Source organism: Marinimicrobium sp. LS-A18, assembly GCF_000463525.1.
Classification (GTDB): Bacteria; Pseudomonadota; Gammaproteobacteria; order Pseudomonadales; family Cellvibrionaceae; genus Marinimicrobium; species Marinimicrobium koreense.
In genome coordinates this window covers 1,075,098-1,097,592 of record NZ_AWEP01000002.1, presented here as the reverse complement: position 1 = coordinate 1,097,592, position 22,495 = coordinate 1,075,098, and the positions used below count along the sequence as shown (strand labels likewise).

Below are 22,495 nucleotides of genomic sequence, written 5' to 3'. Positions count from 1 at the left end.
GCATCCTGTGCGCAGGGCTTTGTTTTTTCAGGGGTGGCAATGTTTTTCAGGATTGGCGGTTTTTTGGGGCTGGTTGAGTTCTCTAAAACGGCCGATTGTCGAGGCAAGAGTAAGTGATGACCGAAACCAGTCAGACCCAGCCCAGGGCCTACAAGCGCAACGCCGAAATCTTTCCCGATACCGAGTGGCCCGAGGGGATGCGCCGGATCGCGTTGGCGGTCGAGTATCAGGGAACCCACTACCACGGATTCCAGACTCAACCCAGTGGGGTGCCGACGGTGCAGGGGCATCTGGAGCGGGCGCTCAGCGCCGTGGCCAACGAGCCGATTTCCCTGATCTGCGCCGGCCGGACCGATGCGGGGGTTCACGCCACCGGTCAGATCGTCCACTTCGACACCCTGGCCGAGAGGCCGGAAAAGGCCTGGGTGCTCGGCACCCGTGCTCAGTTGCCCTTTGATATGGCGGTACGCTGGGCCAGGCCGGTTGAGCCCGGTTTTCACGCGCGCTTCAGTGCCCGCTCACGCACCTACCGCTACCTGATTTCCGATCGCGACACCTACTCGGCGCTGACCCACCAGCACATTACCTGGTCCCGCAAGCGGTTGAACGTCGGGGCCATGCGTGAGGCGGCCCAGGCCCTGGTTGGGGAGCACGACTTCACCTCCTTTCGGGCCAGTCAGTGCCAGGCGCGCAGCCCGGTTCGCCGGATAGACTACCTGCATCTCGTCCGGCGCGGCGACCTGATTGTGCTCGAAGTCCGGGCCAACGCGTTTTTACATCATATGGTGCGCAATATCGTGGGCGTTCTGCTCGCCATTGGCGCCGGTGAGGCGGAGGTGGGCTGGGCGGCGGATATCCTGGCGGCCCGGGACCGCAGCGCCGGTGGGGTGACGGCGCGGCCCTTCGGACTGTACCTGGTCCACGTCGATTACCCGGCGGCCTTTGGCCTGCCCAGCGGTCAGCCGGGTCCGATTTTTGTGCCCGAGCCTCTGGGTGGATTGATGGAAAATCCCTGATCCGGCGGCCTCTGGCAGCAATTTGTGCGGATTTCTGCTAGTATCCCCGGTCTGTTTTCACAGCGGCAGACAGGGCGGACATGAGCCAGGACATTCGGGTTAAAATATGCGGCATTACGCGCTCGGAAGACGCCCGACTGGCGCTCAGAGCCGGCGCTCACGCCCTGGGGTTGGTGTTCTACCCGGCCAGCCCCCGGGCCGTGGACATTGAGCAGGCAAAAGCCGTCGCCCGCACCGTAGGGCCGTTCGCGACCCTGGTCGGGCTGTTTGTGAATGCCGCACCGGCCACGATCGACGCGGTGCTAAGCGAAGTGCCCCTGCAGCTGCTGCAGTTCCATGGCGATGAAACGGCCGACGAATGCGTCCGCTACGGGCGTCCATATATCAAAGCGTTGCGTATGCGTCCTGAGTTGGATGTGATGGCCGCCATGGCCGAGCATCCACACGCGTCTGGTTTTTTGCTGGATGCCTACCGCAAAGGGGTCCCGGGTGGCACCGGAGAAACCTTTGACTGGGAGCGGGTGCCTCGTAACCCTGAACGACCGGTCATTCTGGCCGGTGGCCTGACGCCCGACAACGTCCGTCAGGCGATCTCCGCGACCCGCCCTTATGGCGTGGATGTCAGTGGCGGGGTAGAAGCGTCGCCCGGTCTCAAGGATGCCGGCAAAGTAAACCAGTTTATGTTTAACGCCCTCAACGGTGATCAAGGTGAACTCTAAGACTCAAGCGTTTTCAAGCAAACGGTACTCTGACACCGACTACAGCCAGTTTCCCAGCGCCGATGGCCACTTTGGCCCTTATGGCGGGCGGTTTGTGTCCGAGACATTGATTTATGCCCTGGATGAGCTCAAGCGCATCTACGGCGACCTGAAAAACGATCCGGATTTTCAGGCGGAATTCGACAAGGATCTGGCCTACTACGTCGGGCGCCCATCCCCGCTGTACCACGCCGAGCGCTGGAGTCGCGAACTGGGTGGCGCCCAGATTTACCTCAAGCGGGAAGACCTGAACCACACCGGTGCCCACAAGGTGAACAACACCATTGGTCAGGCACTGCTGGCCAAGTTCACCGGTAAGCAGCGGGTGATTGCCGAGACCGGGGCAGGGCAGCACGGCGTGGCATCGGCCACTGTGGCGGCGCGGCTCGGTCTCAAGTGTTGCGTATACATGGGGGCTGAGGACGTCCAGCGCCAGTCCCTGAACGTCTATCGGATGAAGCTGCTCGGTGCCGAAGTCATTCCCGTGACCTCCGGTTCCCGCACCCTCAAGGACGCGATGAACGAGGCCATGCGCGACTGGGCCACCAACGTCGACGATACCTTTTACATCATCGGCACCGTGGCCGGTCCGCACCCCTATCCACAGTTGGTGCGCGACTTCCAGTCGGTGATCGGTCGCGAAGCCCGGGCCCAGTGCCTGGAGCAGACCGGTCGTCTGCCCGATGCCCTGGTGGCCTGTGTGGGCGGCGGCTCCAACGCCATCGGTCTGTTCCACCCCTTCTTGGGGGATGACAGTGTCGAAATGTACGGCGTCGAGGCCGGCGGTGACGGCGTTGAGACCGGGCGCCATGCCGCGCCGCTGAGCGCCGGCATTCCCGGGGTACTGCACGGCAACCGGACCTATCTGATGGAAGACGAAAACGGTCAGATCATCGAGACCCACTCGGTCTCCGCCGGTCTGGATTATCCGGGTGTGGGTCCGGAGCACGCCTGGTTGAAAGATCAGGGGCGCGTCAATTACGTGGCGATCAATGACCAGGAAGCTCTGGCGGCGTTCCGTAAAACGACCCTGACAGAAGGCATCATGCCCGCGCTCGAGTCGAGCCATGCCCTGGCCTATGCCGAAAAGCTGGCGCCGACCATGCGTCCGGATCAGAGTATTGTGGTGAACCTCTCCGGCCGTGGAGACAAAGACATTCTTACTGTTGCCAAGCTTGATGGCATCGAAGTGTAAGCGCAGAATCAGGATAGAGAATTCATGAGTCGTATTGCCAAACGCCTGCAGGACCTGCGCTCGCAGGGAAGAAAAGCCCTGGTGACCTATATCGTCAATGGTGACCCTTACCCCGAAGCCACGCTGCCCGCGATGCACGAACTGGTCAGGCAGGGTGCCGATATCATCGAGCTGGGGGTTCCCTTTTCCGACCCGATGGCGGAGGGGCCGGTGATCCAACGGGGCCACGAGCGGGCGCTGGAGCACAAAATCAGCCTGCGCGGCACCCTGGAGCTGGTGCGGCAGTTTCGGGAAACCGACGCCGATACACCGGTGGTACTGATGGGCTACGCCAACCCGATCGAGCGCATGGGTTACGACACCATCGCGCAGTTGGCCTCCGAGGCGGGCGTCGACGGGCTGCTCACGGTTGACCTGCCGCCGGAAGAGGCGGAGCCGCTCAAGCGCGAGTTGACCGCCGTGGGCATGGACAACATCCTGCTGCTGGCGCCGACCACCAGTGTTGAGCGCGCCCGGCAGGTGTCCGCCCTCGCCAGCGGCTTTATTTACTATGTCTCCCTCAAGGGGGTGACCGGCGCAGGACACCTGGATGTGGACGCGGTCAAGGCCAAGCTGGACGAGTTTGGTAAACTGACCGATCTGCCCCTATGTATCGGCTTCGGCATCAAGGATCCGGAAACGGCTCGCAAGCTGTCCGCGCTGGCCGACGGCGTTGTGATCGGTAGCGTCCTGGTGAGCACCATGGGTGATCGGTACGAACAGTCGCCTGAGCAGATAGCCGCCGCCGTGGGCGATATTGTGGGCGGTATCCGCACCGCGCTGGATGCCTGATCGCTCCAAGTAACGAATACCCGAGTCGGGCCCGGCAGCCCGGCAGAGACTGAAAACCTCAAGATTTCGCAGAGAGAATCGACATGAGTTGGCTAGAAAAGATTGTACCGAGCATGGCCCGTGCAGAGGGTAAGCGTGGTGGCAGCAAGGTACCGGAAGGGCTCTGGAAAAAATGCGTCAAGTGTCAGGCGGTGCTCTACCGTCCCGAGCTGGAGCGAAACCTGGATGTCTGCCCCAAATGCGACCACCACATGCGCATTGGCGCCCGAACCCGGCTGAACCTGTTTCTGGATGAGGACAATCGTCAGGAGCTGGCGACCGACGTCGAGCCGATTGATCGGCTGAAGTTCCGCGATGTGAAAAAGTACAAGGATCGCCTGTCAACTGCCCAGAAAACCACGGGCGAAAAAGACGCGCTGGTGGCCATGAAGGGCACTCTGAAAGGCATGCCCGTGGTGGCTGTGGCGTTTGAGTTTGCTTTCCACGGCGGCTCCATGGGCTACGTGGTCGGCGAGCGCTTCGCCCGGGCGGCCAAAGTGGCGCTGGAGGAAGATATTCCCCTGGTGTGTTTCTCCGCCACCGGTGGTGCCCGTATGCAGGAGGCGTTGATCTCGCTAATGCAGATGGCCAAGACCAGCGCCGTCATCGAACGTCTGAAGCGTCAGGGCACCCCTTACGTGTCAGTCATGACCGATCCGGTCTACGGCGGCGTATCCGCGAGTCTCGCGTTGCTGGGTGACATCAATGCCGCCGAGCCCAATGCCCGGGCCGGTTTTGCCGGTCCCAATATCATTGAGCAGACCATTCGGCAGAAGCTGCCCAAAGGTTTCCAGCGCAGTGAGTTCTTGCTCGATAAGGGTGCCATCGACATGATCATCCATCGTCGGGACATGCGCGATACGCTCGCGCGCCTGTTGGCCAAGTTCACTCGCCGCGAGGCGGTCTGATTGGCACCAACAATGCGCTTTGAGCGCCTGGACGACTGGTTACACTGGCTCGAAGGCCATCACCCCACTGAAATTGAGCTCGGCCTGACCCGAATCCGTGCGGTGGCCGAGCGCCTCGACCTGCTATCCCCCCAGGCCCGGGTGGTCAGCATAGCGGGTACCAACGGCAAGGGCTCCTGCGTGGCCGCCTGCTCCGCGCTGTTGCGGGCGGCCGGGCAGCGGGTCGGTGCCTATACCTCTCCCCATCTACAGCACTATAACGAGCGCATCCAGATCGACGGTGTTCCGGTCGACGATGACGAGTTGTGCCGTGCGTTTGCCCGCATCGATGCCGCGAGCACCGACATCAGTCTGACCTACTTCGAGTTCGGCACCCTGGCCGCTTTGCTGATTTTTCAGGAGCGGGCCGTAGAGGTCATGGTGCTCGAGGTCGGGCTGGGTGGACGCCTTGATGCGGTCAACCTGCTGGATGCCGATGTGGCAGTGGTCACCAGTGTCGATCTGGACCATCAGGCCTGGTTGGGCAATGACCGGGACAGTATCGGTCGGGAAAAAGCCGGTATTTATCGTGCTGGTCAGATTTCACTGTGCGCTGATGAGCAACCTCCAGCCGGCCTGCTGGCCGCGGCTGGGGAAATTGGAGTCGAGTTACAGCGCATTGGCGAGCGGTTTGGATTCACGGGGCAGGTTGAGCGCTGGTGCTGGTGGGGGCAGGGTCGTGATGGTCAGCCTCAACAGTGCCAGCTCGAGCGGCCGGTGCTGCCCTGGCCGAGCCTTGCCGCGGCCCTTCAGGTTGTCGCTCAACTGGGCTATCAGGTGGAGCCATTGGCGCAAGCCTGCCGGCTCGATCGGCTGACGCTGCCCGGGCGCTATCAGACTCGCCCCTGGGCGGGGCGAACCCTGGTGCTGGATGTTGCACACAACCCCGCCGCCGCCAGACACCTGGCGGCCCGTCTGACAAGCGCTGGCCCGGTGGATACCCACGTCGTGGTCGGCATGATGGCGGATAAGGATCGGGTCGCCACCCTAGAGCCGCTCTCACCACTGATGACCCACTGTTGGCTGGTATCGCTTCCGGAGATCCCCAGGGCCGCTACCGTGGCACAATTGGAACAGGATCTGGCGGCGCTCAATGTCTCGGCAAGCGGCTGTGGTACAGTGGCGGAAGTGATGGGTCGGTTGAGGCAGGAGTCCCGGCCCGGAGATCGGATTGTGATAATGGGGTCTTTTTATACGGTCAGCGCGGCCCTCGATTGGCTGGATGCTGAGGGTACGGGCTCTGACGGGCCAAGCGATGCGGTGCGCAATAATTTAGAGAGTAACCATGAATAGCGGTCTGAAACAGCGCCTGGTGGGTGCGATCGTCCTTATCGCGATTGGCATTCTGGTAGTGCCCAGCATTCTGCGGGATCGGCAGGTGGAGCCGGTCAGTACCCAGACGCTGATTCCCGACCGTCCCTCCCGGGACACCATGGTCTTTGAAGCGCCCACGGCGCCGGAGAATATTGAGCCGGCACCGGAACCCGACACCATGTTTATGCCCGAAGATGACTCCCAGCCGGTAGTGGACTCCCTGGAAGAGGCCCAGACCGACCCGACAGAGGCTCAGGCCGACCCGTCGCCGGAGCGCTCGGCGCCGGAATCTGAGGCACCGGAGGTGAATACCGATGAAGGTACCGCCTGGGTCATCCAGGTCGCCAGTTTCCGGGACCCGGATACCGCGCGGGCGCTGCGGGACCGATTGCAGGGCGAGGGCTACCGGGCCTACGTGCGCTCTGCCAGCACCGACGCCGGGGCGGTCAGCCGGGTGTTTATCGGTCCGAAAGTGAGCCGATCGGAGGCCGAATCGACCAAGGCGGCGGTCGATCAGGCCCTGAAAGTCGATGCACTGATTCTGCGCTTTGAACCTTGAGCCTCCCCGATGGCCCCGACGGGCGCCGGGGGTATCTGATCCGCAGTGCCTCTGCTAAAATGCGCGCGCAAGCAACCGGGGAGCTTTCCATAGCATGAGTCGGGCCAGCGAATGAACTGGGCAGATTGGGCCATACTGGGCATACTGTTGGTGTCCAGCCTTATCAGCATCAAACGCGGCTTCGTCAAAGAAGCCCTGTCGTTGGTCACCTGGCTGGTGGCCTTTGTGGTGGCTGTGCTGTTCGGCGATCGCCTGGCAGTACTGCTCACGGACTTGATTCCCACCCCTTCCATTCGAGAAATGGCGGCCTTCGTCATTCTGTTCGCGGCGACACTGATTGTCGGCGCCATGGTGAATTATCTGATCGGCGAGCTGGTCCGGATGACCGGTCTGTCGGGCACCGACCGACTGTTCGGTATGTTGTTTGGACTGGCCCGTGGCCTGGTGGTGGTCATGGCGCTGCTGATTCTGTTGCCCTCGATCATTCCCGTTGACCAGGACGAGTGGTGGCGCGAGTCGGCCCTGGTACCGCATTTTCTCGCGTTTGAAGATTGGGCTCGCGCACTGGCGGCCGAGACGACCCGCTTCTTTTTTCAGTGGTTTTAATCCCGGGACGCCGCCCGGGTGTTCCGTTTTTTTATGACGTAAAGGTGGTTTTTCTATGTGCGGCATTGTGGGTATTGTGGGTAAAAGCGATGTCAATTTGCAGCTCTATGACGCGCTGACCATACTCCAACATCGCGGCCAGGATGCGGCGGGTATCATGACCTGTGACGGCGGCAAGCTGGCTCAGCAGAAGGCCAACGGTCTGGTGAAAGATGTGTTCCGGACCCGTCATATGCAACGGCTGGTGGGCAATATCGGTATCGGCCACGTGCGCTATCCGACGGCGGGCAGCTCTGGCCCGGCGCTCGCCCAGCCTTTCTATGTCAACTCTCCCTACGGTATTGCCCTGGCCCACAACGGCAACCTGACCAACGCGGACCAGCTCAGTGAAGAGCTGTTCAAAACCGACCTGCGTCATGTCAACACCGACTCGGACTCCGAGGTGTTGCTCAACGTGTTTGCCCACGAGCTGCAGTCTCAGGGTAAGTTGCAGCCCAATGAGGATGACATCTTTGAAGCCATTGCCGGCGTGCATCGTCGGGTCAGCGGTGGTTACGCGGTAGTGTCGATGATTGCCCGCTACGGCCTGATTGCGTTCCGCGATCCGAACGGTATCCGTCCCCTGGTCTATGGCAAGCGGGAAACCGAGGGCGGGGTCGAGTACATGGTTGCCTCGGAAAGTGTTGCGCTGGACGTGCTCGGCTTTGATCTGATTGCCGATGTGGCTCCCGGTGAGGCGATTTACATCACCGCCGAGGGCGAGCTTCACCGCCGTCAGTGCGCCGAGAATACCCGGTTGCGGCCCTGTATTTTTGAGCATGTGTACTTCGCCCGCCCGGATTCGATCATGGACGGCATTTCGGTGTACAAGGCTCGTTTGCGCCAGGGCGAAAAGCTCGCGGAAAAAATTCTGCGCGAGCGTCCCGACCACGACATTGATGTGGTAGTGCCGATTCCCGACAGCAGCCGGGTGGCGGGGCAGGCACTGGCCTACAATCTGGGTGTGAAGTTCCGGGAAGGGCTGGTGAAAAACCGCTACATTGGTCGGACCTTCATCATGCCCGGGCAGCAGCAGCGTAAGAAGTCTGTGCGCCAGAAGCTCAACGCCATCGAGTTGGAATTTCGCGGCAAGAACGTGCTGCTGGTGGATGATTCCATTGTCCGCGGCACCACCTGTCAGCAGATTATCGAAATGGCCCGCGATGCCGGCGCCGCCAAAGTGTATTTTGCCTCAGCGGCACCACCGGTCATCTATCCGAATGTCTATGGCATCGATATGCCCACGGTCAAAGAACTGATCGCTCACGGTCGTAGTCACGAAGAAATCTGTCGGGAGATCGGAGCCGACTGGCTGATCTATCAGGATCTGGAAGACCTGGTAGCCGCCTCGGCAGAAGGGACCCGCAAGGTTACCGAGTTTGACTGCGCGGTGTTCAACGGTGAGTATGTGACCGGCGATGTGGATGATGCCTATTTGGAGAAACTCGAGGCCGAGCGCAACGATGGCGCCAAGAGTAATGCGCACAAGAAAGCGGCCAAGCCAGAGGCCACGCTGATCGGCCTGCACAATGACGTGGCGGAAAACCCCTGACGAGATCGCTCATGAGTGAATATGATGACAGCTTGACCGGTGCCGGCCTGGATACCCTGGCCGTTCGTGCGGGATGTCACCGCACGGCGGAAGGGGAGCACAGCGAAGCGCTGTTTCTGACTTCCAGCTATGTGTTCGGCAGTGCCCAGGAAGCGGCGGACCGCTTCTCGGGTGACGCTCCCGGCAATGTGTATTCCCGTTATACCAACCCGACGGTGCGCGCGTTTGAAGAGCGCATTGCCGCTCTGGAAAAGGCCGAAAGTGCCATTGCGACGGCCTCCGGCATGTCGGCCATTCTTAGCACCTGTATGGCATTACTGCAGGTGGGGGACCATATTCTCTGTTCCCGAAGTGTCTTTGGCACCACCACGGTTCTGTTTACCAAGTATCTGCAGCGGTTCGGGGTTGGGGTAACCTTTGTGGATCCCACCGATCTGACCGCGTGGGAGCACGGTTTCCAGGCCAACACCCGGTTGGTGTTTGTGGAAACCCCGTCCAACCCCCTGTGCGATGTCGTTGACCTCCAGGCCTTGGCCGATCTGACCCATGCCCGGGGTGCCAAACTGGTGGTGGACAACTGTTTCTGCACCCCGGCGCTGCAGCGTCCGATCGAGTTCGGTGCCGACCTGATCATTCACTCGGCGACCAAATACATCGATGGCCAGGGGCGCTGCCTGGGTGGTGTGGTCGCCGGCGATCAGGACACCATCAATGAGGTGTTGGCGTTTGTTCGCAGTGCCGGACCCACCCTGAGTGCCTTCAATGCCTGGGTGTTCCTGAAAGGGTTGGAAACCCTGCGACTGCGGATGGAAGCTCATTCGCGCAATGCGCAGGCGCTGGCCGAATGGCTCCAGCGTCAGCCCCAGGTCGAGCGTGTGTACTACGCCGGTCTGCCCGAACACCCCGGGCATGAATTGGCGCGCAAGCAGCAGTCTGCTTTCGGTGGGGTGCTGTCCTTTCAGGTCAAAGGGGATCAGGCTGCCGCCTGGCGCGTGATCGACAGCACCCGGATCTGCTCGCTCACCGCCAACCTCGGTGATGCCAAAACCACCATCGTGCATCCGGCCACGACCACCCATGGACGTCTCACGCCTGAACAGCGGGCCGAGTCCGGCATTGCCGATAACCTGATCCGGTTGGCGGTGGGGCTGGAGGATGTCGAGGATCTGAAAAACGATTTGTTGCGCGGACTGTCCTGAGTCCGCCGAACCCACCAGAACAGGGCAGAGGGTCAATGCGGGATTTTATCCAGGTTGTTGTCGATGAAATCGGCCAGGTTTTGTTGGGCAAGGAAGACAAGATAAAGCTCGCCCTGGCGTGTCTGCTGTCCGACGGGCATCTGTTGATTGAAGACCTGCCCGGCATGGGGAAAACCACTCTGGCCCATGCGCTCGCCAAGGTGCTGGGCTTGTCCTACCAGCGAATCCAGTTTACCAGCGATATGCTGCCCGCCGATATTATCGGTGTGTCGGTGTTCGAGCGGGAGCAGTCGCGCTTTAGCTTTCATCCCGGCCCGGTATTCACCCAGTTGCTGTTGGCCGACGAGATCAACCGGACCACGCCGAAAACCCAGAGCGCATTGTTGGAGGCGATGGAGGAGCGTCAGGTCACGGCGGAAGGGGAGACCCGCAAGCTCGAAGACCCCTTTTTCGTCATCGCCACCCAGAACCCCCTGTCCCAGATGGGCACCTTCCCGCTGCCGGAATCGCAGCTGGATCGCTTTCTGATGCGCATCAGCCTGGGTTACCCCAGTGCGGATGCCGAGCGCCAGATGTTTCTCGGCGGCGATCCCCGCCAACAACTGGCGGGAGTCAAAACCCGCCTGAAGCCCGAGCAACTGCCCAAGATCCGGCAGGCCGCCGAACAGGTCAAAACCTCAGACAGCCTGCTGGATTACCTGCAGCGGTTGGTTCACCACACCCGGCACTCACCGGAGTTTGCCTGCGGTCTATCCCCGCGAGGGGCTCTGGCGCTACTTCGTGCCTCTAAGACCTGGGCGTTCATGCACGGACGCAACTACGTCATTCCTGAAGACCTCCAGACGCTGCTTCCTCCCGTAGTCGCGCACCGAATTGCCCCGGCTGCCAGCGGCACCGAGGGGCACGAGCAGGCGCTGATCACGGAACTGTTGAACGCCGTTGACATCGTTCCTGCCTAATATAAATAATACAAATAAAAGCGGATTTTTTGCTGTTTGGCGGGTAAAATTGTTTTATGATCTAAGAGTTCGCCTTTTTTAGTCCAAATCCGTTCTGAATAGTGTCTAATTGTGTGATTATATGCCTACCAATTAAGGTAGTATTGTAATACTATTTCTGCTGCAGTTCTGTCTAACAATAAACGCAGCAGAGGCATTAGATTATGAAAATACAACGACTATCCTGGGTGCTGGGGAGTACCCTGGTTCTGGCGGCCTGTGGCGGTAGCGATGGAGACAATGGTGGGTCCAGCTCATCGGTGGCATCCAGCTCCAGTTCCAGCGCATCGGAGGTTTCATCAAGCTCCTCTGAGTCCTCCAGCAGCTCCTCGAGTCTCGCGCGAGTGGAGCCTCAGGCCAATCCCACCGTCAACAGCGAACTGATCCAGTACAACGATGTGGCTGTGCACGATCCCTCGGTTTTCCGGGACGACGACGGTACTTACTACGTGGTCGGTTCCCACTTGGCGATGGCCAGCTCCCAGGATCTGATTACCTGGACATCGGAGGCGCCGGGTATCGCGCTGGAGAATCCCGACCTCACTGATTACCCGCTGTTTGGCAACTATGAAACGGAAGTGGCCGAAGGTATTGAGTGGACCGGTGGTTATGTAGGTTCCTGGGCGTCGGACATCCGTAAACTGGCCGACGGCAAGTACTATTTCTACTTCAACCACTGCACCAATCCAATCAGTGGCGTCTGCGATGCGCCGCGTTCCTATCTCGGTCTGGCCACCTCGGAGGACAGCATTTTCGGCCCCTACGAGAACCAGGGCATATTCCTCTGGTCAGGGCAGACAGACGCCGAAATTGATCAGGGGTACGGTGTGGGAGAGATCGAATCCTATAACGGCAACATCCACCCCAACGCAATCGATCCCCACACTTTCTATGACAAAGATGGCAACCTCTGGATGATCTATGGCTCTTACGCGGGCGGTATTCACATCCTCGCCATGGATGAGTCAACCGGGCTGCCCGAACCGGGGCAGGGCTACGGTAAACATCTGACTGGGGGTGACCACAGCGCCATTGAAGGCACCTTTGTGCTCTACAGCCCCGAGACCGATTACTACTACATGTTCGCCTCCTTTGGCGGTTTTGTCTCGACCGACGGGTACAACATACGCATTGCCCGCTCGCGCACGCCCGATGGTCCCTACCTCGATGCCGAGGGTAACGACATGGCCCTGGCCCGGGGCGGCTGGGACGGTATCGCGCCCTATGGCGTCAAGCTGATGGGAGGCTTCAACTTCCGTTCGCGCACCGGTGACGACCACGGCAGCCGGGGTTACCTGGCACCGGGACACAACTCGGCGTACTACGACGAAGCCACCGGGCAGCATTTCCTGATCACCCACACCCGTTTCCCCAATCGGGGTGAGCAGCATGCTATTCGGGTCCATGAGTTGATGGCCACCGCCGATGGCTGGCTGGTTGCATCGCCGCACCGCTACGCGCCCATTGAGGGCGACAATGTGGTGGACAGCGAGGATGTGGTTGGTGACTACCAGTTCATCAATCATGGCAAGGACATCAACCGGGAAGCGCGTCAGTCGCAGGCGATGACCCTGCATGACGACGGCACCATCACCGGCGAAGTGACCGGCACCTATCAACTGGACCCGGAGGCGCTCAATCGTATCGTCATGCAACTGGACGGCCTTGGAAACTACGAGGGGCAGTTGCGCTGGCAGTGGGATGAACGCATTGCAGCGCTGGTGCCGGCATTTTCGGCGGTGTCCGGTAGCGGTGAAAGTGTCTGGGGAACCCGGTTGCCCGCACAGTCAACAACCGAGGTGTTGGCCGCGGTAGCCGCCGAGCTGACTCTGCCGGAAACCTTCAAAGGCGATGCGCTGACGTTGCCCACCGACGGTATTCGCGGTGCCCAGATTCTCTGGGAGAGCAGCAATGAAGCCGTCATTGGTACCGATGGGCAGGTTGAGCGTCCCGCGCCGGGATCCGGCGATGCGCTGGTCAACCTAACCGCGACCATTCTGTATCAAGGCGAAGAGGAAACGGTCACCCTCGAGGTGCTGGTACCCGAACGTATGCCGTTCAACCGGGTAGCGCGGTTTGAGTTTGAAAATAACCTGAACGACAGCACCGGTCAGTTTGAAGCCGCCATGAGTACGGGTGATCGTATTCATAAAGTGGGTGAGGGCAACCTCAGTTACACCACCGGCAGTGCCGGACAGGCGGTGTCGCTGGATGGTAGCAGCGGTGTGCGCTTTCCCGACGGTTTGATCAACAACTATGAATACACCCTGTCCCTGTGGGTGCGTCCCAACGCCATCACCCAGTTTTCACCGCTGGTGTTTGGTGAAGTGCCGGGGGATACCTCAGACCCCTTGGTTGAACCGAGCCAGTGGTTCAGCTTCCTGCCCAGCTCCTGGGACGAGAACGTCATGTTCTGGAGCCGGAATAACGATGCGTGGTTTGACGGTGCGACGGGCGAGACCATTCCCGCGGGAGAGTGGAGTCACCTGGCAGTGTCGGTCTCGCAGGGCTATGTGCGGGTCTATATTGACGGTCAGCAGGCGTACGCCGGTGGTTCGGTCGCGGACTTCTTTACCGACAATACCGGACGTTTCGCTCTGGGCGTCAATTACTGGGATCTGCCCTTCAATGGTCTGGTGGATGAGTTCAATGTGTACGATGCTGCGCTCACCGCCGCTGAAGTTCAGGCACTGGATATTGATCGGCTGTCCACCTCGGAGCTGCTCGGCGTTGCCCGCGATCAGTTGACGCTCGGCGATACCAGCGCCGTGATTGAAGACTTTGCGCTGCCGGTGAGCGGCCCGTTTGCGACCGCGGTCAGTTGGACTTCGTCAGACAGCGCCGTCGTTGACGTTGATGGGGCCACCGCACGAGTGACCCGGCCGGCGGCTAGCGATGCCGATGTGACTCTGACCGCGACCCTGAGCCTGGAGGGGCAATCGGTCACCCGCGACATTACGGTCACCGTTCTGTCGGAAGGTATGCCGGAGCCCGCCGCGCGCTTCAGCTTCGACGATCATCTCGACGATGCCACGGGCAATGTGGGTTCCGGCACGGTGACCGGTAACCGGCTGGACAACACCGGAGGCTCGCTCAGCTTTGACGCGGGGCGCGTCGGTAGCGCACTCAGTCTCGACGGTACCTATGGTGTTGCACTGCCGGACAACCTGATTACCGATGCAACCTACACCGTATCGATGTGGCTCAATCCGTCCGCATTGACCCAGTTCACCACCGCCTTCTTTGGTGCGGCGTCTACTGAGAGCTGGATCAGCGTAGTGCCCAGTGGTCCGATCGACGAGAACACCATGCTCTGGTCGGGCACCGACTGGTTTAACGGCGATACCGGGACCCAGATTGCTACGAATACCTGGACCCACTTTGTGGCGGTTAACAACGCGGGCAATCTGACGCTGTATCTCGATGGTGAAGCGGTATTCACCGGCGCGGATTTCCCGGACGTATTTACGCCCGCGGAAACCACGGTATTCGGGGTGGGCGTCAACTACTGGGATACTCCTTATGATGGATTGATGGACGAGCTGAGCATCTATGATGTGCCCTTGAGCGCAGACGATGTGGCGGCGCTTTACAGTAGCGCACCCTAGTCCGTCGCTCGCGACAGTAAAAAAGCCACCGGTCGATCGACCGGTGGCTTTTTTTATGGTGGACAGGGTAAGGTAAGGGCCCGAGTTCGATGAATCACTGAGCCCCGATGCGTTTACCCGATACTCTGACACACTGGTTCTGGCACTGGGTGGTGCGTCGCGCGCCCCGGGCCGAGTCGGTCCGTCTGCGTCACAAATCCATCTATGTTCTGCCGACGGCGCAGGGGATCGGCTTTCTGTTGGTCATCACACTGCTGTGGCTGTTGGGCACCAACTACGAAAACAATCTGGTGTTGGCCTCCGCTTTTCTGCTGCTCAGTCTGATGACGGTGTCGGTGGTGCATGCGTTCCGTAACCTGTCCGGGTTGACCCTCTCGGTACAGCGGGCTCATCCCGCCTTCGCCGGGGAGTGGGCCGAGTTTGACCTGCTGCTGCAACCTGCCTCGGGCTCGCGCCACGAAGCCCTGCTGCTCGGGTGGGATCGGGACCTGACCGTTGAAGCCGATGTGCCCCACCGGGCAGAGCACACGGTGACGCTGGCGTACCGTGCCCGCCGGCGAGGCTGGCTGGTTCCGGAGCGCCTCCGGGTACAGAGTTATTACCCTCTGGGGCTGTTCCGTGTCTGGTCCTGGGTTCACCTGGATGGGCGGGCACTGATTTACCCCGCACCGCGCTCCAGCGACCACCCACCGCAAGCGCATCTGAGCGGCGAGGTCGGAGAGCAGCTTTCGGCAGAGAATCAGGAAGAGTTTCAGGGGTTTCGGCCCTATCAGGTCGGTGCCCCGATGGCCCATGTGGCCTGGAAGCTCTACGCCCGGGAACAGGGGCTCTATCTGAAAGATTACGCCGGTTACCAGAGTGAGCAGGTCTGGCTGGACTGGGACGCCCTCCCGGGGCTGGATCAGGAAAGCCGATTGAGCCGTCTTTGCTTCTGGGCCGTGGAGTACGGCAAAACCTCCGCTGAATACGGCCTGCGCCTGCCGGGGCTGGATATTTCGCTGGGGCGTGGGCAGGCCCATCAGGAGCGGGTACTGCGGGCCCTGGCGCTCTACGGTATGCCGGAGCAGGCCGAGGGAGGTGAACGTGGCTGAACGGGAACAGGTTACCCGCACCAGTCTCGCCTGGCTGCTGGTGGCCCAGGCCATCATTCTGTTGCCGCATTCGGTCCATGCGCCGCTCTGGCTGTGGGCTGGTTGGTTGTGCGTGGTGGTCTGGCGCTGGCAGATCTTTCGCGGTGCCTGGAGCTTCCCCTCGTTGTGGGTGCGGCTCGGACTGATGGCGGGGTTCGGCGGTGGTCTGGTGATGAGCTACGGCGCCCGGTTTGATATGACTGCCATGGTCGGTTTGTTGCTGGCCGGCTTTATTCTCAAATTGCTGGAGCTGCGCCGACGTCGGGATCTGCTGGTCACCGTTTATCTGGGCTACTTTGTTTCCGCGACCCAATTCCTGTTTCACTCCGGGCCGCTGGCGGGCGTGTATGGTGTCCTGTCGTTGTTGTTATTGACGGCGACGCTGTTGGCGGCGCACCAGTCGTTGGGCAATGTCCGCTTTTGGCCCAGTATTCGGCAGGCGGGGTGGTTGGTGTTACAGGCGACGCCCCTCATGCTGATCCTGTTTCTGGTCATTCCCCGCACCGGTGCGCTCTGGTCGGTTCCGCAGGACCGCCGGGCCGCGACCACGGGCATCAGTGACAGCATGTCTCCGGGGGATATCGGTGAGCTGGCACAATCCAATGCGCTGGCCTTTCGGGTCACTTTTGATGGCGAGGCGCCGTCGCCCAGAGATCGTTACTGGCGTGGCCTGGTGTTTTCCTATTTCGATGGACGGCAATGGCAACCTACCGAACGTCAGCGGGCGACGCACTTTATGAGCTGGCGCGAGGATGATGTCCGGCAATGGATGAACCAGGTCGATCCCCTGGGTGAACCGGTGGCCTATGAGGTCATGCTGGAACCGACCCGCCAACCCTGGCTGTATGCGCTGGCGGCACCGGTCAGCTGGAGTGACGACATCGGAGTAGGGCAGGAGATGCGGCTACAACGGGATGATCCGGTCATGCAGCGCACCGCTTATAGGGTTCAGTCGCACACCCGGTATGGGTTCCAGCGCTCCGGGCTGAGTGAGTGGGAGCGACGCCAGGAGTTGCAGTTGCCCCGGGACTCCAACCCGGAAACCCGAGCGACGGCCCGGCAGTGGGCGCGGGACGCCAGATCGCCCAGCGAGCTGATAGAGCGACTGATGGGGCTTTACCGGGAGCGGTTTCGTTACACCCTGCGTCCACAGACACTGGGACAGCACAGCGTCGATGAATTTTTGTGGCAGACGCAAGAGGGCTTCTGTGAGCACTTCGCCAGCAGCTTTGTATTTTTCCTGCGCGCGGCGGGCATTCCCGCCCGGGTGGTGGTGGGGTATCTCGGCGCCACCCACAATCCATTGGAGGATTATTGGACCGTCCGCCAACGGGATGCACACGCCTGGGCGGAGGTGTGGCTGGAGGGAGAAGGCTGGGTGCGCTTCGACCCGACCGGCGCTGTGGCACCGGAGCGAATCGAGCAAGGTCTGGACGTCTCGCTGAGCGCCACGGACGGCGACATGCTGCAGAGACCCTTTGGTGCCGATTTACCCTTTGTGATGCAGCTGCAACTGCGCTGGGATGCGCTCAATTACGAATGGCACCGCTGGGTGCTTGGTTACGATCAAGGGCGCCAGGACGCGTTTCTGGAAGACTGGCTCGGCGGCGCCGATCTGTGGCGGATCGCCCTGGCGGTGGTGCTGACCGGTGCCTCGCTGGTGTCGGTGCTGCTGCTCTGGATGTTCTGGCGACAACGCCCGCACTACCGCTATCCGGCCGATCGCCAACTGGCGCGTCTGGAGCGCAAACTGAGACGCATGGGGTGTCCGCGCCGACGGGGAGAACCCTTGACCGCGCTGGCTCGCCGGTTGGGGCGCCAAAAGGCCGACCTGGAGCCGGCCCTGATCCGCATTGCGGATCTTTACGAGCGTGTGAGCTACGGCGACAACCGCGCCGCACTGACCGATCTGGCCCGCGCGGTGACGGCGTTCAGAGGCGCGCGAACGACCCCTGAAACCCCTCATGCCTGATCCTGGTGCGCCCGCTTCGACGGACGCCCGGTGATCAGGCAATTCTCCCGCGCTGTGTTCTTCTGTGGTGCACAAAAGTGCCCGTAGTGCACAGTGTTGGTGCCAATCATCAATGATCTCTTTCGGTAATTTTACTAACTCATTGATATAAAAAGAAAAAATGTTGAGGCACGATTCCTGCTTCCCAAAGCGCTCTGCACTCTCGTGCAACGCCGTCTTCGGAGATTCCAGCTGCTGGAATTTCCCGGTCGGTGTTGCCCGTACTTTCAGTGGGTTGCCCTCTCTTGTCTGCACCGATCGGGGGCATTGCAGTGACTCAATAATAGTCGGCGACCTTGGGCCGACACACAAAATGAGGATAAGCGTATGAACAAGCGACCTGTCGCTTTCGGGTTGATCAGCCTGGCACTGTTGCCCGGTACCGCGCTGGCACAAGCGGAACTCAATGGCGCCAACACCGCCTGGATCATGACGGCAACGGCTCTGGTTCTGTTTATGACCTTGCCGGGCCTGTCTCTGTTTTATGGCGGCCTGGTCCGGTCGAAAAATATTCTGTCGATTCTGATGCAGTGTTTCGCGATCGCCTGTATCGCCTCACTGATCTGGCTGGTGGCCGGGTACAGCCTGAGCTTTGGCGAAGGCAATGCCTGGATCGGGGATGCGAGCCGGATTCTGTTTTCGGGCATGGAATCGGACTCCCTGTCTGGCGATATTCCCGAGAGCCTGTTCAGCCTGTTTCAGATGACCTTTGCCGTGATTACACCGGCGCTGATCGTGGGCGCCTTTGCCGAGCGGATGAAATTTTCGGCGGTTCTGATTTTCTCGACGCTGTGGCTGTTCGGGGTGTACTTTCCGATCTGTCACTGGGTCTGGGGCGGCGGCTGGTTGGGCGCCATGGGGGTACTGGATTTCGCCGGGGGTATTGTTGTGCACATTACTGCCGGGGTGGCGGCGCTGGTGGCAGCGCTGGTGCTCGGCCCGCGCGACGGCTTCCCGAAAACGGCGATGCCCCCGCACAATATGACCATGACGGTGACCGGTGCGGGCATGCTCTGGGTCGGTTGGTTTGGCTTTAACGGCGGCAGCGCGCTGGCGGCCAACGGTGACGCCAGCATGGCGATGCTGGTCACCCACATTTCCGCCGCTGCCGGCTCATTGGCCTGGATGACGATGGAGTGGGTGAAGTTCGGTCGCCCGAGCGTGTTGGGCATCGTGACCGGCATGGTGGCCGGTCTGGGAACCATCACACCGGCGTCGGGCTTCGTGGGCCCCGGCGGTGCTCTGATTATCGGTGTTTCGGCGGGCATTGTCTGTTTCTACGCGACCCAGGCGATGAAGCGGGTGTTCAAGATCGATGATTCGCTGGATGTGTTTCCGGTACACGGTGTCGGCGGTATGCTGGGTACGCTGTTGGCCGGGGTCTTTGCTTCGACTCAACTGGGTGTGTTCAGTGGTCAGGGTTTTGCCGAGGGTATCGAGACGATGGGCCAGCAGTTCGGAGTTCAGGTGGTCGGCGTTGTCGTGGCAACGGTGTACACCGGGGCGGTGACCTTCATTCTGTTGAAAGTGACCGGTGTTCTGACCTCTGGATTGCGGGTGACTCGCGAAGAAGAATTGATTGGCCTCGATATTACCCATCATGAGGAAGAGGGGTACAAGCTTTAGGCTGGTTATCGTGTGTGCTTCGTCGGGTGTGCTGCGGCACGGTAATCCCCTCACCGGTCCTCAGTGCCAAATCTAACTGACGTAACGTGTTTCGGCGGATGCGCCTTCGGCTTATCCGCCCTACGCCAAGCCGCCGCGCTATCCGTAGGGCGGATAAGCCGAAGGCGCATCCGCCGTTGCCCAAGTTGCCGTACGAAAGGAGCTAGTTCCCGCAGCACACACTACAAAGTACGAGCAAGGAGAACCTCAGATAGTGTCCTGAAAAGCGATCAGGGCGGCCGTGACCGCTACGTTGAGTGACTCGACGCCGTTATTCATCGGGATGGAAAGCTGGTGATTGCAGTGCTTGGCCGCCTCTGCCGACACCCCCTCCGTTTCATTGCCCAACACATACACGCTGCCACTGGTTGGGTTGAAATTCCCCAGCGTCTGACTGGCGTGCGATGAAAGCGCGCAGATGGTGGCGCCGGCTTCTCTGAGTTTGGCCAACGCCTCGGGCAGAGTAGGGCAGTGAATGATCGGAGCCCGGAACACCGTGCCCGCACTTGCCTTGATTACCAGAGCATCAATCTGTGCGCCACCTTTCTGCGGTAACAGAATGCCGTCCACGTTGCCCGCGCACGCCGAACGGATGATCATCCCCAGGTTTTGCGGATTGGTGATCCGGTCCAGGGCCAGCAAGCGGAAGTCGGGGCGGGGTGGTTGACTCAAGAACTGTTCGAGCGACTGGTAAGCTTTGCATTGTAGATCCGCCGCTACTCCCTGATCCTGCTTGCTGTTTTTGGAGATGCGCGATAGCGCCTTGCGGTCATGGTACTGAATGTCCGCACCCTGGGACTTGGCGATGCCCAGGATCTCATCGAGAATCCCGGCGGGTTTGTTGCTCTCCGCCAGGTGCAGGCGAAACAGCTTGACCGCCGGATCGCGTAGCGCCTCCAGCACCGGCTTGCGTCCGTACACCGTCAGCAGTGAATCGAAAAACTGTTTCTTGGCTCGATAGCTGGCCGAGTCCTGCTGGGGTCTGTCTGGCTTGGGCATAGTGACCATCGTTGGGAAAAGTGGCCGAGAATTATAACGTGTCGACCGCGCTATTGTCTGCGCTGTCTGAGGTGCATGGAGAAGTCAGAGGGTGACGAGCCGGGGGTGCGGCTCGCATTGGGGCGTTCGGAGGCGGTGTCTCCGGGGTTCAATCAGGTGCGCAGGTAGCAGTCCTCGTCATTGTCGATCAATGCCTGGAGCACGTGTCGGCGGGTGATGATGCCTACCAGTTTGCCGTCACTGACCACCGGGTAGTTCTTGGGTTTTTCACGCATCATGGTCTGGGCGAGCTCGACGATGCTGGTGTTGGGGGTTACGGTGAGTACTGTTTCGCTCATCAGTTTTCTGACGCTGGCGGGCTCTTCGCAAAAGAACGCATCGTTGAGCATCTCTTTGATGCAGTCCTGTTCCGAGACAAAACCCACCACCGCTTCACGCTCATCAATCACGGGGACGCCGGTCAACCCGCTCTTCAGTAACCGCTCGACCACTTCCGCCGTGTTGGCGGTTACGGAAATGGCGTGGGCGGCCGGCTGCATATAGTCTTTTACCAAAATCGAATGCATGGCTGACTCCTTTGTTTGCGGCGGGTAAAACCGTCTGACTTACACCTTAAGGATAGCCGATAAACGCGCACTTGCCCGGCGGATTCTCGCCTCCTGCCTTACTGATGGTGGCAGAGCCGAAGGTAGGCGTGCACGGCGGTGGCCATACCCATGGTCAGTGCGTCGACGGTCAGGGCGTGGCCGATGGACACCTCATCAATACCCGGGATGTGCAGGAACTGCTCCAGATTGTCCAGGTTCAGGTCGTGCCCGGCGTTGACCCCCAGCCCGATGTCACGGGCGTGCTGTGTGGCGGTGCGGTATTGGTCGAGCAGCTTGTGCATTTCCGAGTTGTGCGCCTTGTGGGCGGCCGCGTAGGGACCCGTGTATAGCTCAATCCGGTCGGCGCCGACCGCCCGTGCCAGATCAATCTGTGCCGGGTCCGGGTCCATGAACAGGCTGACCCGACAACCGAGCTCGCGCAGCTCTTCGATGATGGGGCGCAGCGCATCGCCACTGCGGGTCAGGTCAAAGCCATGATCCGAGGTCAATTGCTCATTGCTGTCCGGGACCAGAGTGCACTGGTGCGGCCGGGTCTGGCGGACCAACGTCATAAAACCGGGATAGTCGCCCAGGGCGTCAGCGTTCGGGTTGCCTTCGATATTGAACTCGATGCCCGGGTGCTGTTGCACCAAGTCGCTCAGCGCGAACACATCGCCGGGGCGGATGTGGCGCTGATCCGGGCGGGGGTGAACCGTCAGCCCGTGGGCACCGGCGTCCAGGCAGATCTGCCCGAAGGTGGTCACATCCGGGTAGTTGCCTTCCCGGGAGTTGCGGATCAGTGCAACCTTGTTCAGGTTGACGCTCAGTTTGGTGGCATTCATTGCGCTGACTCCTTCCCGTCCGCCGTGGTATCGGCCGAAGCCGGCAGCCGGCGGGCCTCCAGAATCCGGATGGGGACATTGGGTGCATCCGGGAACTGTTTGTAGTTACCTTTGGGGGCCTGGACGATGGTGATGATGGTGTCGTAGCCGTCCACGACCTGCCCGAACACGGTGTAACCGGGACGTTCCTCGGTCGCGTCCAGGCCCGGGTTGTGGTTCAGGTTAATGTAGAACTGAGACGTGGCACTGTCCGGATCACTGTGCCGGGCCATAGCCAGAGTCATGGGCTTGTTGCTCAACCCGTTATCCGACTCGTTGGCAATCGGATCGCGCGGTGGCTTGCGGGTGAAATCGTAGGTCAGTCCTCCGCCCTGGACCACAAAGCCGGGAATGACCCGGTGGAAAATCGTACCGTCGTAGTAGCCGTCATCGACATACTGCAGAAAGTTCGAGACGGTAATCGGTGCCTTGTCGGGAAACAGTTCCAGAACGATGGCGCCCTCATCCGTGGTCAGCTCGACCCGGGGACGATCGTTTTCTGCCTGCACGGCGACAGACAGAGTGAGCAAACCAAACAGGGCCAGAAATTTCATTATCGGA

At 60.6% G+C, this 22,495-nt stretch carries 19 protein-coding genes; 15 read left to right on the top strand and 4 right to left on the bottom strand.

Going from position 1 to position 22,495, the window contains the following annotated elements; genetic code table 11:
• Positions 1 to 116 precede the first annotated feature (116 nt).
• The 15 genes from truA (at position 117) to N645_RS0104765 (ending at position 19,428) form a co-directional block, all read left to right on the top strand.
• Complete coding sequence (truA, locus tag N645_RS0104835; protein ID WP_024460386.1) at positions 117 to 1,016, top strand: tRNA pseudouridine(38-40) synthase TruA; 900 nt, start codon at positions 117 to 119, stop codon at positions 1,014 to 1,016.
• An 80-nt stretch (positions 1,017 to 1,096) separates the two neighbouring features.
• A complete protein-coding gene (locus N645_RS0104830) occupies positions 1,097 to 1,735 on the top strand; it encodes a phosphoribosylanthranilate isomerase (RefSeq protein ID WP_036159871.1) in 639 nt (212 codons plus the stop codon).
• A complete protein-coding gene (trpB, locus tag N645_RS0104825) occupies positions 1,725 to 2,969 on the top strand; it encodes a tryptophan synthase subunit beta (protein ID WP_024460384.1) in 1,245 nt (414 codons plus the stop codon). The genes N645_RS0104830 and trpB overlap by 11 nt, the downstream gene beginning before the upstream one ends.
• 24 nt (positions 2,970 to 2,993) lie before the next feature.
• Positions 2,994 to 3,800, top strand: coding sequence for a tryptophan synthase subunit alpha (gene trpA / locus N645_RS0104820; RefSeq protein WP_024460383.1), 807 nt, complete (start codon positions 2,994 to 2,996; stop codon positions 3,798 to 3,800).
• An 83-nt stretch (positions 3,801 to 3,883) separates the two neighbouring features.
• Complete coding sequence (gene accD / locus N645_RS0104815) at positions 3,884 to 4,747, top strand: acetyl-CoA carboxylase, carboxyltransferase subunit beta (RefSeq protein ID WP_024460382.1); 864 nt, start codon at positions 3,884 to 3,886, stop codon at positions 4,745 to 4,747.
• A complete protein-coding gene (gene folC / locus N645_RS0104810; protein WP_238559201.1) occupies positions 4,748 to 6,079 on the top strand; it encodes a bifunctional tetrahydrofolate synthase/dihydrofolate synthase in 1,332 nt (443 codons plus the stop codon).
• Complete coding sequence (locus N645_RS0104805; RefSeq protein WP_024460380.1) at positions 6,072 to 6,659, top strand: SPOR domain-containing protein; 588 nt, start codon at positions 6,072 to 6,074, stop codon at positions 6,657 to 6,659. Before folC ends, N645_RS0104805 begins: the two co-directional genes overlap by 8 nt.
• Positions 6,660 to 6,770: 111 nt before the next feature.
• Complete coding sequence (locus tag N645_RS0104800; protein ID WP_024460379.1) at positions 6,771 to 7,265, top strand: CvpA family protein; 495 nt, start codon at positions 6,771 to 6,773, stop codon at positions 7,263 to 7,265.
• Positions 7,266 to 7,320: 55 nt separating this feature from the next.
• Complete coding sequence (purF, locus tag N645_RS0104795; protein WP_024460378.1) at positions 7,321 to 8,856, top strand: amidophosphoribosyltransferase; 1,536 nt, start codon at positions 7,321 to 7,323, stop codon at positions 8,854 to 8,856.
• 11 nt (positions 8,857 to 8,867) lie between these two features.
• The gene (locus N645_RS0104790) at positions 8,868 to 10,055 is read left to right on the top strand and encodes an O-succinylhomoserine sulfhydrylase (protein WP_024460377.1); all 1,188 of its coding nucleotides are present in this window, start codon (positions 8,868 to 8,870) and stop codon (positions 10,053 to 10,055) included.
• Between the two features lie 35 nt (positions 10,056 to 10,090).
• Positions 10,091 to 11,014, top strand: coding sequence for a MoxR family ATPase (locus tag N645_RS0104785; protein WP_024460376.1), 924 nt, complete (start codon positions 10,091 to 10,093; stop codon positions 11,012 to 11,014).
• Positions 11,015 to 11,217: 203 nt separating this feature from the next.
• Entirely contained in the window at positions 11,218 to 14,661 is a 3,444-nt protein-coding gene (locus tag N645_RS0104780; protein WP_024460375.1) for a LamG-like jellyroll fold domain-containing protein, read from the top strand.
• A 107-nt stretch (positions 14,662 to 14,768) separates the two neighbouring features.
• Positions 14,769 to 15,752, top strand: coding sequence for a DUF58 domain-containing protein (locus N645_RS0104775; RefSeq protein WP_024460374.1), 984 nt, complete (start codon positions 14,769 to 14,771; stop codon positions 15,750 to 15,752).
• The gene (locus N645_RS0104770; RefSeq protein ID WP_024460373.1) at positions 15,745 to 17,763 is read left to right on the top strand and encodes a DUF3488 and transglutaminase-like domain-containing protein; all 2,019 of its coding nucleotides are present in this window, start codon (positions 15,745 to 15,747) and stop codon (positions 17,761 to 17,763) included. Before N645_RS0104775 ends, N645_RS0104770 begins: the two co-directional genes overlap by 8 nt.
• Before the next feature lie 366 nt (positions 17,764 to 18,129).
• Positions 18,130 to 19,428, top strand: a complete 1,299-nt coding sequence (locus N645_RS0104765) for an ammonium transporter (protein ID WP_024460372.1) — start codon at positions 18,130 to 18,132, stop codon at positions 19,426 to 19,428.
• A 246-nt stretch (positions 19,429 to 19,674) separates the two neighbouring features.
• Here the strand turns inward: N645_RS0104765 and N645_RS0104760 are convergent, their stop codons facing one another.
• The 4 genes from N645_RS0104760 to N645_RS0104745 form a co-directional block, all read right to left on the bottom strand.
• Positions 19,675 to 20,466, bottom strand: coding sequence for an RNA methyltransferase (locus tag N645_RS0104760; protein WP_024460371.1), 792 nt, complete (start codon positions 20,464 to 20,466; stop codon positions 19,675 to 19,677).
• A gap of 152 nt (positions 20,467 to 20,618) precedes the next feature.
• The gene (locus N645_RS0104755; protein WP_024460370.1) at positions 20,619 to 21,032 is read right to left on the bottom strand and encodes a CBS domain-containing protein; all 414 of its coding nucleotides are present in this window, start codon (positions 21,030 to 21,032) and stop codon (positions 20,619 to 20,621) included.
• A gap of 98 nt (positions 21,033 to 21,130) precedes the next feature.
• A complete protein-coding gene (locus N645_RS0104750; RefSeq protein ID WP_024460369.1) occupies positions 21,131 to 21,895 on the bottom strand; it encodes a pyridoxine 5'-phosphate synthase in 765 nt (254 codons plus the stop codon).
• Entirely contained in the window at positions 21,892 to 22,488 is a 597-nt protein-coding gene (locus tag N645_RS0104745; protein WP_024460368.1) for a peptidylprolyl isomerase, read from the bottom strand. Before N645_RS0104745 ends, N645_RS0104750 begins: the two co-directional genes overlap by 4 nt.
• Positions 22,489 to 22,495 lie beyond the last annotated feature (7 nt).